Here is a 15122-nt window from a genome sequence, read left to right as displayed (position 1 = left end):
AAGAGAGTTTTGTCGTGCGCCACCGCATCGCAGCTGCCTCCGCCGCCACGCTCCTCTGCCTGGCCGGCGCCACAGGGATTGCTGCCGCTCAGCCCTCCAGCCTGTACGCCCCGTCCGCCCTGGTGTTCACCGTCGCGCAGGGGGACGACGCCGCCACCGCCACCATCGTCCGGGCCTCCACCCTCAGCTGCGCCCCGACCGCGGTGGGCACCCACCCGGACCCGCGGGCCGCCTGCGCCGCCCTCAACTCCACCGGCGGAGCGCTGGACCGCCTGCTGGCCTCGCCGAACCCGGACCGTGCCTGCCCGATGCACTACGCCCCGGTCACGGTCACCGCCGACGGCGTGTGGAAGGGCAGCCGCGTCGCCTGGAAGTACACCTTCTCCAACAGCTGCGTGATGTCCGCGACGCTCAACGGCAACGCCGTCTTCGCGTTCTGACCCTGCGTCGGACCCGCGTCGGACCCGCGTCGGACCCGCGTCGGATCTGAGCCGGACCTGTGCGGGGCGTGCTCCGGGCATCCCGTGGAGCGCGCCCCGCCACAGGCCCGTACCTCCATGGCCCTACGTGCTCCGCTCCCGCGCCGAGACGGTGACGTGGTCCACCCGCATCGCATGGCCCGGCTCGGTGGCCGGACCCGCGCTCGCGCCGTCGGCGAGCGGCAGACCGCCACCGACCGCCACGTTGAGGATCAGGAACAGCCCGTGGTCCACGGCCGCCCGCCACGTCCCCGGGTCCATCCGGTCCGCGGTCACCCGGTGGTACACGCGCCCGTCCAGATACCAGCGCACCTCCTGCGCGCCGGGCGCGAGATCGACCTCGACGGCGTACGAGTGGAACGCCGTACGGCATCCGGCGCACGGCTGGGGACCGGACGTCAGGCCGGCGGGCTCCCGGCACGGGCCGCCCTCCAGGACACCGCAGTGCATCGTGGCGAAGACGGTGTCCCGCCCGTTCACGGACTCCATGACGTCGAGCTCCCCGACACCCGGCCACCCCGTGTACCCGTCGCGCAGCGGTGCCCCCAGGGTCCAGAAGGCCGGCCAGTATCCCGCCGCCTTCTCCCCGGTCACATCCGGCAGGGCGATCGACGCCTCGATCCGCAGGACCCCGCCAGGCGGGGGCGCGAAGTCGGAGCGCCGCGTCTCGATCCGCCCCGAACTCCACCGCCCGTCCTCGCGGGTGGGCACGATCTCCAGCGCGCCCTTCCCGTCGAGGCGGACGTTCTCGGTCGAGTCGGTCATGGTCTCGATCTCGCCGGTGCCCCACTGCGGCGCGGGGCAGCCCGGGTAGCAGGTGCCGATGTCGTGGATCCAGTCGGCGGCGGACGGAGGGGAGCCCGCCGGGCCGTCGAAGTCGTCGCGCAGCAGCCGCGTCCACCCGTCAGCCCCCGCTGCCGCTCCACCCGCGGCGGGCAGCAGTCCGGCCCCCGTGAGCAGCCGCTCCAGCCGGTTGGTCAGGACCACGGCCGCCACGTTGGTCAGGTGGGCGTCGTCCCGGTAGAGCAGGATCCGGTCGAGCACGGCCGGGCAGGTCGGCCCGTCGCCCGGGCACAGGACCCGGTTCACGCCGACGCTCCGTACGCCGGGCAGGGCGCCGGACGCGATCCGCTGCGCCAGCGGATCCGGCAGCTGGGCGTCCGTGCGGCTGAACGCGCAGTCGGCCGGGGATGCGGGACTGCCGGACACGCACGCCGGGACGTCCTTGCCGGGCACGGGCGTGTCCTCGACGTAGACGATCGGCGCCCCCAGGGCCCGTAGCGGCGTCAGCGTCTTCTCCCACGCCTCGGCCAGCAGGTGCGCGTCGTCGGTGTAGCGGTTGAGCGAGGCGATCACGATGAGGCGCGGCTTCGGCTGCTGCCGCAGCCGCTCCAGGGAGTCCGCCCGCCAGGTGTCGCACTCCCGGTAGGCGCGCCCGAGCTGCGGGCTGTCCACCGCCAGCTCCGGCAGCGGGCAGCCCTGCTTCACCAACTCCTGCAGCGCCCAGCCCCGCTGCGAAGCCAGCGCCAGCATCGGGGAGAACCACTGACCCGCGTGCGAGTCCCCGAGCAGCACGATCCGGTCCGGGCTGTCGACCGCGCCGAACAGGCAGTCCGGGCTGCGGGTCCCGGCCGGGGCGACCTCGCAGGCCCCGTCCGGCGGGAAGTCCGCCCGCGCCTGCGCGGGACTCGGTACCACCGGCCCGTCGACGAGCGGCGTACCGGCCGTGCGGGAGAGCAGGGTGGGGCCCGAGGCGGCGCCCGGGGGCAGGCCCTGGGTGTCGACCGGTCCGGCCGGGCCCAGCACGCGCAGCGTCGTCGTACCCACCACCAGCGCGAGGACCACCGGCAGCACGATCGCCGACACGCCCACCGACAGTCCGCGGCGGGGGAGTTCGGAGACCGTACGGCTGCGGCGCAGCGGCTGCTCGACCCAGCGCATGGTGGCCAGGGCCGGCAATGCGGCCGCCAGCGTCAGCGCGGTCTTCGCGGGCCAGCCGAGCGTGCCGAGCCGGGCCTCGGCGAGGACGAGCACCGGCCAGTGCCACAGGTACAGGGTGTAGGAGAGCCGCCCGACGGCCCGGGGTGCCCGCCCCGCCAGCAGCCGACCCACGTCCCACCTGCCCCGCGTGTGCCGCTCGCCGCGGCCGGGTATCGCGGCGAGGATCACGGCGGCGGTGGCCAGGGTCGGCACGAGCGCCGCGTGACCGGGGTACGGGGTTCCGGAGTCGTACACCACGACGCACCAGCCGATCGCCGCGGCCCCGGCCCAGCCGCACAGCAGCCGCAGCGGTCGCGGACCGCGCATCAGGTGCCAGGGCAGCAGGGCGAGCAGCGCCCCGACCCCGAACTGCCAGACCCGCGACGGAGTTCCGAGGTACGCGAGGGATGCGGAGTGCCCGGTCCAGTACACCGCCAGCGCGAACGAGGCCAGGGCGAGCGGGGCGGCGGCCAGCACCACGACGAGCCGTACCGCCCGGCCCCGGCGGACCGCCCGGGCCGCGCACAGCACCAGCACCGCCAGCAGCGGAGCCCAGAACAGGTAGAACTGCTCCTCGACGGCGAGGGACCAGAAGTGCAGCAGCGGGCTCTGGTCGTGTCCGGCGGCGAGGTAGTCGGTCCGCTGCGACACGAACCGCCAGTTGGCGAAGGACAGGGCCGCCGCGACGACGTCGTACTCCAGGTCGGTGCGGCGCAGCGGTACGGTCAGCCAGGCCCCGGCGAGGGCCACCGCGGCGAGCACCACGGCGGCGGAGGGCAGCAGCCGCCGGGCCCGCCGGGAGAAGAAGTCACCGAGCCGGATCCGGCCGGTGGTGATCGCCTCGCGGACCAGCAGACCGGTGATGAGGTAGCCGGAGATGACGAAGAAGACGTCCACGCCGACGAAACCGCCGGTCGCCCAGGGGATGCCGGCGTGGAAGGCGAGTACCGCGAGGACGGCGACCGCGCGCAGACCCTCGATGTCGGGCCGGAAGGCGGACCGGTGCGGGCTCGGCCCGGACTCGTTGCCGGAACGGGAGCCGGACGGCAGCCCTCCGGCCCCGGGAGCGGCGCTCCGGCGGGGCCGGCGCCGGCCGGGTGTGACGAGGAAGGACATGCGGATGGTGCCTTTCAACTCAGCCAGGGGAGCATCGGGTCGACCCACCCCGACGCCAGCAGGCCGGTGAGCAGGAGGACCGCGGAAGCGGCGACGGTCTCGGGCCAGCGCCGCGGCAGCACGCCGCCGCGCGGGCGCAGCGCGGCCCGTACCCGGGCGCGCACCGGCCCCGCCGCCGGGTGCAGCTCGGCCACCAGGTCCCGGATCAGCGGGACGTTGATCTGGCACTGGACCAGGAGGTAGAGGAGCAGCCCCCAGTTGGGCTCCCAGCCGTTGCGGGCGACGGCGAGCGCGAGACCGGTGGCCGCGGCCCCGTTGGAGAGGACGAGCCAGACGAGCGAGACGGCGACCACCCGGCGGGCCATCCCGCCGGGAGCCCCCGCACCCCGCGCGCCGGTGGGCACCCAGGCGGCGCTGCGCCCGCGCAGCGTGTGCACGAACGCGGTCGCGGCGGCCACGCTGGTCAGGACGTTCGCCCGGATGACCTCCACCCGCCAGCGGGTGCGGCTGATCCGCGGCAGCAGCACGTGCCACAGCCACAGCGGGGCGAGCAGGGGCAGTACGTGCCACGGCCGGATGTGGTCCGGGAACCAGAACATCATCACCAGCGGCGGCAACGGTGCCGCGAAGGTGTTCACCGCGGTGGTCAGGTAGCCGACGATGCCCTCGTAGAAGCACAGCCGCATCCGCCAGGGCGCGCGCATCCGCCGCAGCACGGGCGTGCCGAGCAGGTGGAGGTTGCCCATCGCCCACCGGTACTGCTGGTTGACGAAGGAGGTGACCCGGTCGGGCGAGGTGCCCTTGGCGACCAGCACCGGCACGTACAGGGTGCGGAACCCCTGCTCGTGCAGGGCGAGCCCGGTGTACAGGTCCTCGCTGTGGTCGAGCCGGGCGAAGCCGCCGGCCAGGTCGATCGCGCCGCGCCGGTACACGGCGTTGCTGCCGCAGCAGATGGCGGCGTCGCTCGCGTCCCGGGACGGCTGGATCCAGCGGAAGAACCATTCCTGCGCGGAGCCGGCGGCCCGCTGGATCCACCCCATGGACTCGTCGGTGTCGAAGCACTGCGGGCTCTGCACGATGCCGACGGCCGGATCGGCCAGGTAGGGCACGAGGTGGCGCAGGAAGTCCGGGCGCGGGGCGAAGTCCGCGTCCAGGATCGCGATGAACTCGGCGCTGCTCAGGGTGAGCGCGTGGTTGAGGTTGCCGGCCTTCTTCAGGTGCCCCCGGTCGGGTCGTACGACGTACTCGTAGCCGTACGAGGCGGCCAGCGCGGCGACCTCGGGCCGGTCGGCGTCGTCCAGGATCCAGACGGTCAGCGCGCCGGGCCAGTCGACGGCGGCGACCGCGCGGTAGGCGTTGCCCAGGACGTCGAGCGGTTCGCCGCAGGTCGGCAGGTACAGATCGACGTCCGGCAGGGTGGCGGGCCGCCAGGCCCGGATGAGCACCTCGTGCGACTGCCGGGTGAGCCGGCGCTGGCGCAGGCTGTTGACACAGGACAGGACGAGGGCGACGAGGTTGAGGCCGAGGACGGCGAGGAACGCCCACAGGGCCGGTGTCCGCAGGGCGAAGGTGAACATGGTCGCCGCCGTGAACACGAAGGCGAGCGAGGTGCTGACGAGGACCCAGCGGCGCTGCGGACCGAAGTACCAGTAGAGCTCTTCGTCGGATGGTGGTTGCGGAAGATGATGAAAGGTCATAAAGCCCCCCACGGCTGTGCATGTACCCGTTTCAGATGGCCCACCCTAATGCCAAAGGTATAGACCAGTTGTTGCGAGAGTGTGGCACCGGAGCCAATGCGCCACGGTTTGGCGCGACTTCAATGGTCCAGACCTCTCGGTTCGCCATTCGACCGGCCGCGCCCGGCGGGTCCGGGGAGGTGCGGGTCACGTGGGGGTGAACAGTCCTGGAACTCGCCGGGGTGGCCGGGTCGTTGCGGGCCGGGGGAGGGATCGGGGCGGGGGTCAGGCGGTGAAGATCCGGTCGAGGTGGTGGTGGAGTACCGCGACGGCCGACTCGGGATTCCGCTGGCCCACCAGGATGCTCGTGCCCATCGTCGCCGTCATGGCGAGCAGGCTGATCGCCTCGATGCGCGCGTCGGCGGACGGGTCGGCCAGACCGCTCTCCTGGGCCTGTCGGAGCAGCCCGGCGACGGCGTTCTCCGCGGCGTCGGGGTTGTCGATGAACGGCTGGGCGGCCAGGGCCTCGTCGGTCACGGACAGGATCGAGTACGAGCTGTAGAGGAGGTGGAAGGTGCGCCCCTCTTCGTCGGTGGGGAGGGAGGCCAGCAGCAGCGCCTCGATGGTCGCGCGCGGCCCCGGGTCCGGGCCGACGGCGCGCAGGCGCTCGCCCACGCGCGCGGTGAAGCGGTCCGTGAGGTGCTGCAGTCCGTAGAAGAGCAGCTTCTCCTTGGTCTCGAAGTAGTACTGCACGAGTCGCAGTGACACCCCTGCCTCCGCCGCGACGTCGCGCATGCCCACGGCGTGCAGTCCGCGCCGCCCGGCCACCTGGATGAGCGCCTCGGCGATCTGGGCCCGCCGTTCCTCGTGGTCCACGCGCTTCGGCATGTGTCGTGTCTCCGCCCGTTGGTGGTGCGCTCGCGTTCGCGGTCCGGACCGCCCGGACTCTTTCATGGTACCGCTGTACCAGCTTTATGGTACGTTCGTATTACGAAGAATGGATCTTCGAAGACCGGAGGTGCCCCGTGCCCGAGAACACCGCCCGAACCCGCCCGCGCCGCGACGTCGGCCGCTATGTGAGCGATGAGCTGCGCGACCGGTACTTCGCCGCGGGCGACGCGCTCTACGCGATGGGCGCACCCGCCCGCCACGAGACGGACGTCGAGACCGGCTTCGGCACCACGCACGTCTACCGCTACGGCCCCGACGACCCGGCCGCCGAGTCCCGCACCCCGGTCGTCCTGATCCACGGCGCCGGCTACTGCTCGGCCATGTGGTACCCCAACACCCCCGCACTCAGCGCCGAACGCCCCGTCTACGCGCTCGACACCCCGGGTGACGCCGGCCGCAGCATCCACCGCGAACCCATGTGGCAGCCCGAGCGCGCGGCCCAGTGGCTCGACGAGGCCCTGGAGGGACTGGGCCTCGACCGGGTCCACCTCGTCGGCTCCTCCTACGGGGGCTGGCTGGTGCTCAACCAGGCGCACCGCCGGCCCGGCCGGCTCGCCTCCGTCACGCTCCTGGACCCGGGCGGCCTGGAGAAAGTGGGCCTGCGCTTCTTCGCCTGGGTCTTCGTCAGCCTCTTCGCCAGCTTCGCGCCCAAGGCGCTGCGCCCGCGCCTCGCCGCCTGGCTGGAGCAGCCGGTCATCGTCGTGCCCGAGCTGCGCAAGTGGGTCCAGCTGGGTGCCCGCGCCTTCCGGATCCGGCGCCCCGCACCCCTGCCGCTGGCCGAGGACGCGCTGCGCTCCATCCGCACCCCGCTCTACCTCGTCCTGGGCAAGCGCAGCCTGCTCGTACACCCGAAGCGCCAGCTGGAACGCGTGCCGCGCCTGATACCGGGCGCCCGCGCCGAGATCGTCGCCGCGACCGGCCACGGCCCGCAGATCGACCACCCCGACCTGGTCAACGAGCGGATGCTGAGCTTCATGGAGGATGTCGACTCCCTCGCCCCCGCCGGGTCCTGAGCCCGGCCCGGCGTCCGCGGATTCCGTGGGCAGGTCCGGAAGTGACGAGTCGATTGTCCGGATCGTCGCTGTTCATCCCGGTCCGGCGGGGCAAGGATGTCTCCCTGCGGTTCGGCTTCCACGTGACGTGATCCGGGGGGATTCATGACAACGAGAACGCGACGCACCAGGAACACGAGGGGCGCAGGGCGTACAGGACGTACGAGGCGTACGGGCTTCGCCGTGGCGGGCAGTCTCCTCGCCGCCCTCGGTATGACGGCTCCCGCGCAGGCGGCCGCGGGGGCCACGGCTGCATCCTGCAAGCCGTCCATCCAGGTCCTTCAGAAGCTGCCCGCCACCGACGATCCGCATCCGAGCCCCTGGGTGCGCCACACCCAGGTCTCGGCCATCGCACCGGGGCAGTCGCGCCTGGCGGTCGGCATGTCCGGCATGAAGCCGGCGTACTGGATCGGCGAGCAGGTGTACGCGGTGCCGGTGCCCGAGGGCTCCAGCACGGGCCGGGTCAAGGACGTCAACCGGTCCGGCCTCATGGTCGGGCAGGTGACCACCGGCGACGGCAGCAAGGCGTTCAGCTACCGGCACGGCGATCCCGCCATCACCGTACTGCCCGGCGGGGACGAGGCGAGCGGGGTCAACGACCGCGGCGTCATCGTCGGCAGTCTCTGGGACGCCGCCCGGAACCGGACCGTCGGCGTGGAATGGTCGCACGGCCGGCCGCGCCGCGAACTGCCCCCGCCCGCCGGATACATGCTCAGCCAGATGTCCGGCCTCAACAACGCCGGGCAGGTGTCGGGCAACGCCTGGGAGCTGGAACGGCGCCCCGGCCGCCAGTTCCTCGCCGTCCCGGGGCTCTACTGGCCCGCGTACCCGGACTCGGCGCCCTCGGTGCTGGCGCCCTTCGACGACACGGGGGACCACCACGTCACCCGGGGGATCGACGACTCGGGCCGGATCGTCGGCTACGCGAAGCGGGGCCAGGGGCCCGACACCGCGGAGTACGCCGTGGTGTGGAACCGACCCGACGGCCCTGCGGTGTACGCACCCTGGGCGCCCGGCGCGATCGGCGGAACGTTCGACGCGATCAGCCCGAACACCGGCGTCGCGGTCGGCCTGGCCGAGTTCGCCTACGCGTCGCCGCGCCCGCCGGACAGCCCGCCTGCGCGGGCGCAGTACTGGACCGGCAAGGGGCCGATGCGCGTCCTGCCGGGGCTGGGCCCGGCCCTGTTCACCGCAGCCTTCGCCGTCACGGACGACGACCGGGTCGGCGGAGCCGCGCTGGACGCACAGAACCGGGTCCGGCCGGTGATCTGGACCTGCGCGTCCAAGCAGGCGTACGTACTGGAGAGCCCCCGGCCGTAGGGCCGGTGCGGTGCGGTTCGGTTCGTTCGGGGCAGGGCGGTCTCGGGCACGCCGTGGCGAGCACCCCCGTGGTTCGCCACGGCGTGTGCGGGGCCGTCCTGCGTCAGTGGGCGGGGGCGGGTGGGGCCGTCTCGGGCGTGCCCGTGGGGTGGAAGCGGGTGATGCGCTGCGGGGGGACGATCGTGGGGAGGAGGAAGTTCCACAGGTCGGTGACGCGCGTGTGGAGGTCTTCGCGGCGGGTGCGGACGTGTGAGGTGACCTGGATGCCGGTGAAGGCTCCGACGAGCAGGGTCGAGAGGTCCTGGACATCGAGCGACGGGTGTATGTCGCCGCGCTGCTGAGCGGGGGTCAGGCAGCTGCGGCAGGTGTCGATCCAGGCGTCGTAGGGGGTCGGGTCGGGGTGGGTGAAGGAGCCGAACTCGATGACCAGGCGGATGCCGGCGCGGATGCGGACGTCGGTGCGCAGACCGTGGGCCATCTGGTGGGTGAGGTCGATGACGGTCTGCAGGCCCGGGTTCTCGACGGTGGGGACGTGTTCCGAGACCTGGAACTGCTCGTCCATCAGGGTGCGGGCGAGGGCTTCCTTGGACGGGAAGTGGAAGTACAGGGCGCCCTTGGTGACTCCGGCGTGCTTGACGACGTCGCTGAGGCTGGTGCCCTCGAACCCGCTGAGATCGAAGGCGGTCGCCGCCCCGTCGAGTATGGCTTGGCGGGTGATCTCGGCCCGCTCCTGTCTGGCCCTCGCCACGTTCTGCTCGTCCCCTTGGTCACTGCCCGAGCGGTGTTCGCCGCGGTGTCCCGTCAATCTAGTCGGGCATTGCGAAAGGAAACCAGTCGGCAGGTACTTTTCTGCGAAGACGCGGAGCGGTTCGGGGAGTTGTGTGCTTCTTTGCCTGATTCTTTTTCTGCGGTGAGCGCACTCTGACGTCAATGGGCGTGTGCCGAAGGTGAGTTGACCGGGCGGTCCGGGAAGTCCGAGTAGTCCGGGAGCGCGAGTGCGGTGGCGTCCTTGGCCGCCTCGAGCATCCAGGCGAGGACGCGGGGCCGGCTGAGCGCCGTGTTGCGCAGGCGCAGGCCAGGCCTCGACGAGGGGGCGAGGAAACGGCCCGTGCGGGCCCCGCCCTTCTGGCGGTCCTGGGCGTAGGCGCGCAGCAGGGATTCGTAGCGGGTGAAGGCGGCCCGGTGGTCCCGGGGCGAGCGGGAGAGTTCACCGGCCAGGACGTACGCGCCCAGGATCGCGGTGCCGGTGCCCATCCCGCCGATGGTCGCGCCGCAGGCGGCGTCACCGAGGAGGGCGATCCGGCCGACGGACCAGGCGGGGACGTCGGCGCGGCTGATCGAGTCGAAGTAGAGGTCGTCGGCGGTGTCGAGGGAGTCGAGCAAGCGGTTCACCTTCCAGGGCAGGCCCGCGAACGCCCTGAGCAGGAGGCGTTTGTGGGCCTCGGGGTCCTGGCGGTCGTACGCGAGCTCGGGGGAGGCGAAGACGAAGAAGGCGCGGGCCCGGGCGGGGTCGGTGCGGTCCGCGGCGACACTGGCCAGCCGCCCGGGGGCGTTGTGGCCGATGGCGCCTGCGCCGGGGCGCAGGTCCAGACCCAGGTCCCGGTGGTGGGGCAGGCTCCAGGTGGCGGCGTAGTGGCCGAGGTGGGTGACGTGGTCGGCGTCCGGGCCGAAGGCGAGGCGCCGGACGTTCGAGTGGAGGCCGTCGGCGCCGACGACGAGGTCGAAGGTGCGGGGTGGGGCGCGGCGGAAGGTGACGTCGACGCCGGTGGCCGTCTCGGCGAGGGAGGTGAGGGAGTCCCCGAAGACGTACTCGGCGCCGGCGGCGAGCGAGGCCTCGTGGAGGATCCGGGAGAGGTCGCCGCGCAGGACCTCGATGTCGCCTCCCGCGAACTCGGCTGGCAGGTGCAGGAGTTCGCGGCCGTCGGCGTCGACGAAGGTCATCGGGCTGCCGCCGGTCCGGACCCGGTGGAGGGCGTCGAGGATCCCCATCCGGCGCAGGACGTGGAGCTGGGTTGCGCCGCGGAAGTCGACGGCCTGGCCGCCCGGGCGCAAGGCGGGGGCGGCCTCGACGACCGTGGGGCGCAGGCCGTGGCGGGCGAGTCGGTGGGCGAGGGCGGGGCCCGCGATGCCGGCGCCCGAGATCAGGACGCTGCGGGCCGCGGGGCGCGGGCCGCCGGCCGGTGCGAAGGGTGTGGTCATGGAGGACTCCTGGGCCGAGAGATAATTGTGTCCGACGGACACTGATTCAATACCGTGTACGGTAGACGCGGTTTTGGTGCGAGCGCAAGGTGAATGCGATGACGAGCGAACAGTGGGGCCCGGCCGTACGCCTGTTGTGGGGGCCGCCGCCGGCCGGACCCGCGCGGGGACCGAAGCGGGGGCTCACGCTGGAAGGGATCGCCCGGGCCGGCATCGAGATCGCCGACGCGGAGGGCCTGGGCGGCGCGTCGATGCAGCGGGTGGCGGCGGAGCTGTCCGTCACCAAGATGGCCCTGTACCGGTACGTGCCGGGGAAGGCCGAACTGGTCGCGCTGATGGTGGAGGGCGCGATGCCCGAGTCGGCGCAGTCGACGGGCGGCCCGTGGCGGGAGCGGCTCGAGGAGTGGGCGCGGGGGCTGCTGGAGGGCCTCCGGCTCCACCCGTGGCTGCTGGAAGCGACCGTCGGCGTACGGGTCATGGGCCCCCGGGAGCTGGAATGGATGGAGCGGGCCCTCGCCGCGCTCGACGGGTGCGGGCTGACCGGGGCCGAGGCGATGGACGCGGTGGTACTGCTCGCCGGACACGTACGCGGCATCGCGGAACAGGAGCGGGCCGCCGGCGCGGGACCCGGGTCCGGGGCCGCGGGGGAGGGCCCGGACGCCCAGCTCGCGGCGGTACTGGGCGAGGTGATGCGTGAGCACGGTGAACGGTTCCCCGCACTCGGGGCGGCCCTGGCCTCGGCGGCGGCACACGGCGGGCGGGACCAGGCCCTGGAGTTCGGGCTGGGCCGCATCCTGGACGGGCTCGAACTCCTGATGACCCGCCGCGCGGACGGGGACTGACGTCGCGCACGCACCGGGCGCTGTTGCACCCGGTGTTGTCGCTCAGCCGGATCCGCCCCACGGGCGGAGGACCATGAGCGAGCCTTCCAAGGCCGCCACCATGGCAAAGGGGAACCGGTCGACCTCGAGGCAGAGCGCGACGTCGTCGGGGTGGACTCCTTGACGCCCACCCTCCGCCAGTTCGGCGGCGGCGCGCGACTGCGCGGCGCGGCGGAGGAACTCGGCCGCATCCGTCCCCGCCTCGGTGGCCCTCAGGGCGATGTACTGGGCGCACGCCAGATCTTCATCGGCCTGCCCGTCCTCGCCGGTGACCACGAACGTGACGCTGTCACTGTTTTGCGTCCGCAGGAGCCGAGCCGTCGCCTCCGCCACCACGAAGCCGGCGCACAGCACCAGCGACGCCTCCTTGACCGCAAGGGCGCCGACCGTTCCCGCCGTGGTCTTCTGCACGACGGTCCGTCCGCCGAGGTCGACCGACCGCAGCAGGCCCGGCGAGTTGACGAGGTCGAAGCCGGGCGCCGGCGGACCGTCCTTGAGCGCCACCCAATCCGGGTGCCCGGCTTTCAGCGCCAGGGCTTCGTTCGGCGACTCGGCAAGAACGATCTTCTCTGCCCCTTGGGCAAAGGCCCAGGCAGCCACGGTGAAAGCACGCATGACGTCGACCACGACCGCCACGGACGGGGCTTCTGACAGATCGGATATGCCGAGGAATCGAGTGTCCATTCCACTCATGATCGCGCATGCCCGATCCGGTGCACCCGGAATCGGACGCACGGTGCCCGGTTCGACCTCACCTCGGGGCCCGGCCGCCGGGCGCCGGGGTGAGGTCGGAGCGGACCGTGTCCGATACCCAGGGCGGCGGCCGTACGCCCGGCTCGGTCCAGGCCGCCAGGGCCTCGCCGTCGATACAGACGATGCCGCACGTGGCGGCGTACTCAAGGGCGGGCGCGGTGAATTGACCGGTGGTGACGATGATCGCGACGTCGGCGTCGTGGACGGCGAAGCAGGTCCCGCCGAACCGCTGCAGGTCCTGCGAGCCGACCCGGTTGTCCTCGGCGTAGTGCTTGCACTGCACGACGACGCGCAGTCCGTCCGGGGTCGTGGCGGTCACGTCGGCGCCCAGGTCACCCGCGCCGCCCACCACTTCCACCGGGGTGCAGCCGTCGCGTACGCAGAGCGCGGCGATGGTGTGCTCGAAGCCGTCGGCATCGACCGCGGCATGGTCCAGCGCGTCGGCTCCCACGTCCGGCGGATCCGTCGCGGGCCGTGCACCGGGGTCGGGTGGTGCCGTGGAGCGGTGCTGCACAGGGGACGCGCTCCATCCGGCGAGCGCCACGCCGATCAGCAGCACCGCCGCCGCGGCCACCGGCAGGACCGGCAGCCGCGTCCCGGCCGCCGAGGCGGCCCTGACGAAGACGGCCAGTCCGCCCACGGCGGTCCCGGCCAGCCCCACGGCGAGCACCAGATCGCGCCCGAGCGTTGCGCCGCTCCGCGGGACGCCGCTCCTTCTTTCCCTCCGTGTCATGGGATCAGCGCCTACGGCCCCGGCCCCGCCCGCGGGCCGCCCACCCGTGGCCTATGCCGGCGACGTGGAGCGCGAGCGCGGCGAGGCCGAGCAGCATGAAGTTGGTGGAGCTGAACACTTCGTCGGTGCTGATGGTGGCGGCGTTGATCAGGAATGCGACGAAGAACAGCACTGCGGCGGTGATGCCGAGCATGTCCATGCCCCTTTCGGTCGGTGACGGCCGTGTTCCCCGCAGAGGCCGGATCATGAGTGGCCGCTCGCGCAGGATTGGGCTGTGCCGCGGAGAGGCGGAAGGGCTTTTCGGGTGCCGACCGTCCGGGGCGGCTCGCTCGGGAATGCTTGGGGCGCGGCCGACGGGACACAAGCGGGACGTGCTGAAGACACTTGCCCTCATCCTGCCCGGCGCCGCAGCGGCGCTCGCCGCGGCCGGCGCCGTCCTCCTCTCGCCCTGGTGGTGGGCTGCGGCCGTTCCGTCGGCGGCGCTCGTTCTGGTGACCTCGTACGACCTCCTGCAACGCCGGCATTCCATCCTGCGCAACTACCCTCTGCTCGGTCACCTCCGGTTCGCCCTGGAGGCGCTGCGGCCGGAGATCCAGCAGTACTTCATCGAGCGGAACATCGACGGCAGCCCCTTCGACCGTGACACCCGCAGCATCGTCTACGAGCGGGCCAAGGGCACCGACGCGGAGGAGCCGTTCGGCACCGAACTCGACCTCCTCCGGCCCGGCAGCGAATACCTCACGCCGTCCATGGCCCCGCACCCGGTACGGGCCGATCCTCCCCGGGTCCGGGTCGGCGGACCCGACTGCACCGAGCCGTACGACATGTCCCTGCTCAACGTCTCGGCGATGAGCTTCGGCTCCCTGTCCGCCAACGCCGTCCTCGCCCTCAACACAGGTGCCCAGCTGGGCGGTTTCGCCCACGACACCGGCGAAGGCGGCGTGTCCGAGTACCACCGGCGCCCCGGCGGGGACCTGGTGTGGGAGATCGGCACCGGATACTTCGGGTGCCGCACCGACGACGGGGGCTTCGACGAGCGGCAGTTCGCCGAGAAGGCCGCGCACCCACAGGTCAAATGTGTGTCGCTGAAGATCAGTCAGGGCGCCAAGCCGGGCATCGGCGGCGTCCTGCCCGGTGCCAAGGTGAACGCGGAGATCGCGCGGGTGCGCGGGGTGCCGCAGGGGGAGACGGTCGTCTCGCCGCCGTTCCACCGCGTGTACTCCACCCCGCGCGAGCTGGTGAGCTTCCTGGCCCGCATGCGGGAGCTCGCCGGCGGCAAGCCCGTGGGGTTCAAGCTGTGCGTCGGCTCGCGCCGCGAGTTCCTCGCCGTGTGCAAGGCCATGCGGGAGGCGGGCGTCACCCCCGACTTCATCGTCGTCGACGGGGCGGAGGGCGGAACGGGCGCGGCGCCCCTGGAGTTCGCCGACCACGTCGGCCTGCCGCTCGGCGACGGCCTGATGACGGTCCACAACGCCCTCGTGGGCTCGGGGCTGCGCGACCGCATCCGGATCGGAGCCTCCGGAAAGGTCGCCACCGGAAGCGACCTCGTCAAACGCCTGGTCCAAGGCGCCGACTACACCAACTCGGCCCGCGCCATGATGTTCGCGATCGGCTGCATCCAGGCCCAGCGCTGCCACACCAACACCTGCCCCGTCGGGGTCGCCACCCAGGACGAGCGGCGCGCGCGGGCCCTGGACGTCGGTGACAAGGCGCAGCGCGTACGGCGCTACCAGGAGGCGACCGTCAAGAGCGCGCTGCAGATCATGGCGGCCATGGGCGTCGACGACGCGCGCGGGCTGCGCCCCCACATGCTGCTCCAGCGGGTGGATCCGCACACCGTCCGCTCGTACGCCGAACTGTACGCCTGGCTCGCCCCCGGGGAACTGATCGCTTCGCCGCCCGAAAGCTGGGCAGCCGACTGGAAGGCGGCCGACCCCGACCGCTTCACCCACTCCACTCGCCGAACCGGCCGCTGAACCGGC

The 15122-nt window shown here is 72.7% G+C and carries 13 protein-coding genes; 5 read left to right on the top strand and 8 right to left on the bottom strand.

Going from position 1 to position 15122, the window contains the following annotated elements; translation table 11 throughout:
• Positions 1–14 precede the first annotated feature (14 nt).
• Entirely contained in the window at positions 15–440 is a 426-nt protein-coding gene (locus JYK04_RS03440) for a subtilase-type protease inhibitor (protein ID WP_229876884.1), read from the top strand.
• 123 nt (positions 441–563) lie between these two features.
• Here JYK04_RS03440 and JYK04_RS03435 read toward each other — a convergent pair whose 3' ends face one another.
• From JYK04_RS03435 to JYK04_RS03425, 3 genes are all read right to left on the bottom strand, one after another.
• Positions 564–3575, bottom strand: a complete 3012-nt coding sequence (locus JYK04_RS03435; RefSeq protein WP_189747256.1) for an acyltransferase family protein — start codon at positions 3573–3575, stop codon at positions 564–566.
• Between the two features lie 14 nt (positions 3576–3589).
• Positions 3590–5272: a glycosyltransferase family 2 protein gene (locus JYK04_RS03430; RefSeq protein WP_189747169.1), complete on the bottom strand. Its 1683-nt coding sequence runs from the start codon at positions 5270–5272 to the stop codon at positions 3590–3592.
• A gap of 264 nt (positions 5273–5536) precedes the next feature.
• Complete coding sequence (locus tag JYK04_RS03425; protein ID WP_189747171.1) at positions 5537–6139, bottom strand: TetR/AcrR family transcriptional regulator; 603 nt, start codon at positions 6137–6139, stop codon at positions 5537–5539.
• A 137-nt stretch (positions 6140–6276) separates the two neighbouring features.
• Between JYK04_RS03425 and JYK04_RS03420 the strand changes: the two genes are divergently transcribed.
• Together JYK04_RS03420 and JYK04_RS03415 are read left to right on the top strand one after the other, a co-directional pair.
• Complete coding sequence (locus tag JYK04_RS03420; RefSeq protein ID WP_189747173.1) at positions 6277–7215, top strand: alpha/beta fold hydrolase; 939 nt, start codon at positions 6277–6279, stop codon at positions 7213–7215.
• Positions 7216–7437: 222 nt separating this feature from the next.
• On the top strand, positions 7438–8574 hold the full coding sequence (locus JYK04_RS03415; protein ID WP_189747175.1) for a hypothetical protein: 1137 nt from the start codon (positions 7438–7440) through the stop codon (positions 8572–8574).
• Positions 8575–8677: 103 nt separating this feature from the next.
• Here JYK04_RS03415 and JYK04_RS03410 read toward each other — a convergent pair whose 3' ends face one another.
• Both JYK04_RS03410 and JYK04_RS03405 read right to left on the bottom strand, forming a co-directional pair.
• Positions 8678–9322, bottom strand: coding sequence for a ScbR family autoregulator-binding transcription factor (locus JYK04_RS03410; protein WP_229876885.1), 645 nt, complete (start codon positions 9320–9322; stop codon positions 8678–8680).
• Between the two features lie 179 nt (positions 9323–9501).
• Positions 9502–10773: an FAD-dependent monooxygenase gene (locus JYK04_RS03405; RefSeq protein WP_189747177.1), complete on the bottom strand. Its 1272-nt coding sequence runs from the start codon at positions 10771–10773 to the stop codon at positions 9502–9504.
• 98 nt (positions 10774–10871) lie between these two features.
• Here JYK04_RS03405 and JYK04_RS03400 point away from each other — a divergent pair, with 98 nt between their 5' ends.
• Entirely contained in the window at positions 10872–11615 is a 744-nt protein-coding gene (locus JYK04_RS03400) for a TetR/AcrR family transcriptional regulator (RefSeq protein ID WP_189747179.1), read from the top strand.
• A gap of 42 nt (positions 11616–11657) precedes the next feature.
• Here JYK04_RS03400 and JYK04_RS03395 read toward each other — a convergent pair whose 3' ends face one another.
• The 3 genes from JYK04_RS03395 to JYK04_RS03385 form a co-directional block, all read right to left on the bottom strand.
• On the bottom strand, positions 11658–12338 hold the full coding sequence (locus JYK04_RS03395; protein ID WP_189747181.1) for a 2-phosphosulfolactate phosphatase: 681 nt from the start codon (positions 12336–12338) through the stop codon (positions 11658–11660).
• Between the two features lie 67 nt (positions 12339–12405).
• Positions 12406–13140: a restriction endonuclease gene (locus JYK04_RS03390; RefSeq protein ID WP_189747183.1), complete on the bottom strand. Its 735-nt coding sequence runs from the start codon at positions 13138–13140 to the stop codon at positions 12406–12408.
• A gap of 4 nt (positions 13141–13144) precedes the next feature.
• Positions 13145–13333: a hypothetical protein gene (locus JYK04_RS03385; RefSeq protein ID WP_189747185.1), complete on the bottom strand. Its 189-nt coding sequence runs from the start codon at positions 13331–13333 to the stop codon at positions 13145–13147.
• A 178-nt stretch (positions 13334–13511) separates the two neighbouring features.
• Between JYK04_RS03385 and JYK04_RS03380 the strand changes: the two genes are divergently transcribed.
• Positions 13512–15116 (top strand): FMN-binding glutamate synthase family protein, encoded by a 1605-nt coding sequence (locus JYK04_RS03380; protein ID WP_373297531.1) that lies wholly within the window; start codon positions 13512–13514, stop codon positions 15114–15116.
• Positions 15117–15122: the final 6 nt, after the last annotated feature.

This window comes from Streptomyces nojiriensis (assembly GCF_017639205.1).
Taxonomy (GTDB): domain Bacteria; phylum Actinomycetota; class Actinomycetes; order Streptomycetales; family Streptomycetaceae; genus Streptomyces; species Streptomyces nojiriensis.
Note: the sequence above shows the minus strand (reverse complement) of the source record. Positions and strands in the feature narration are given on the sequence as shown.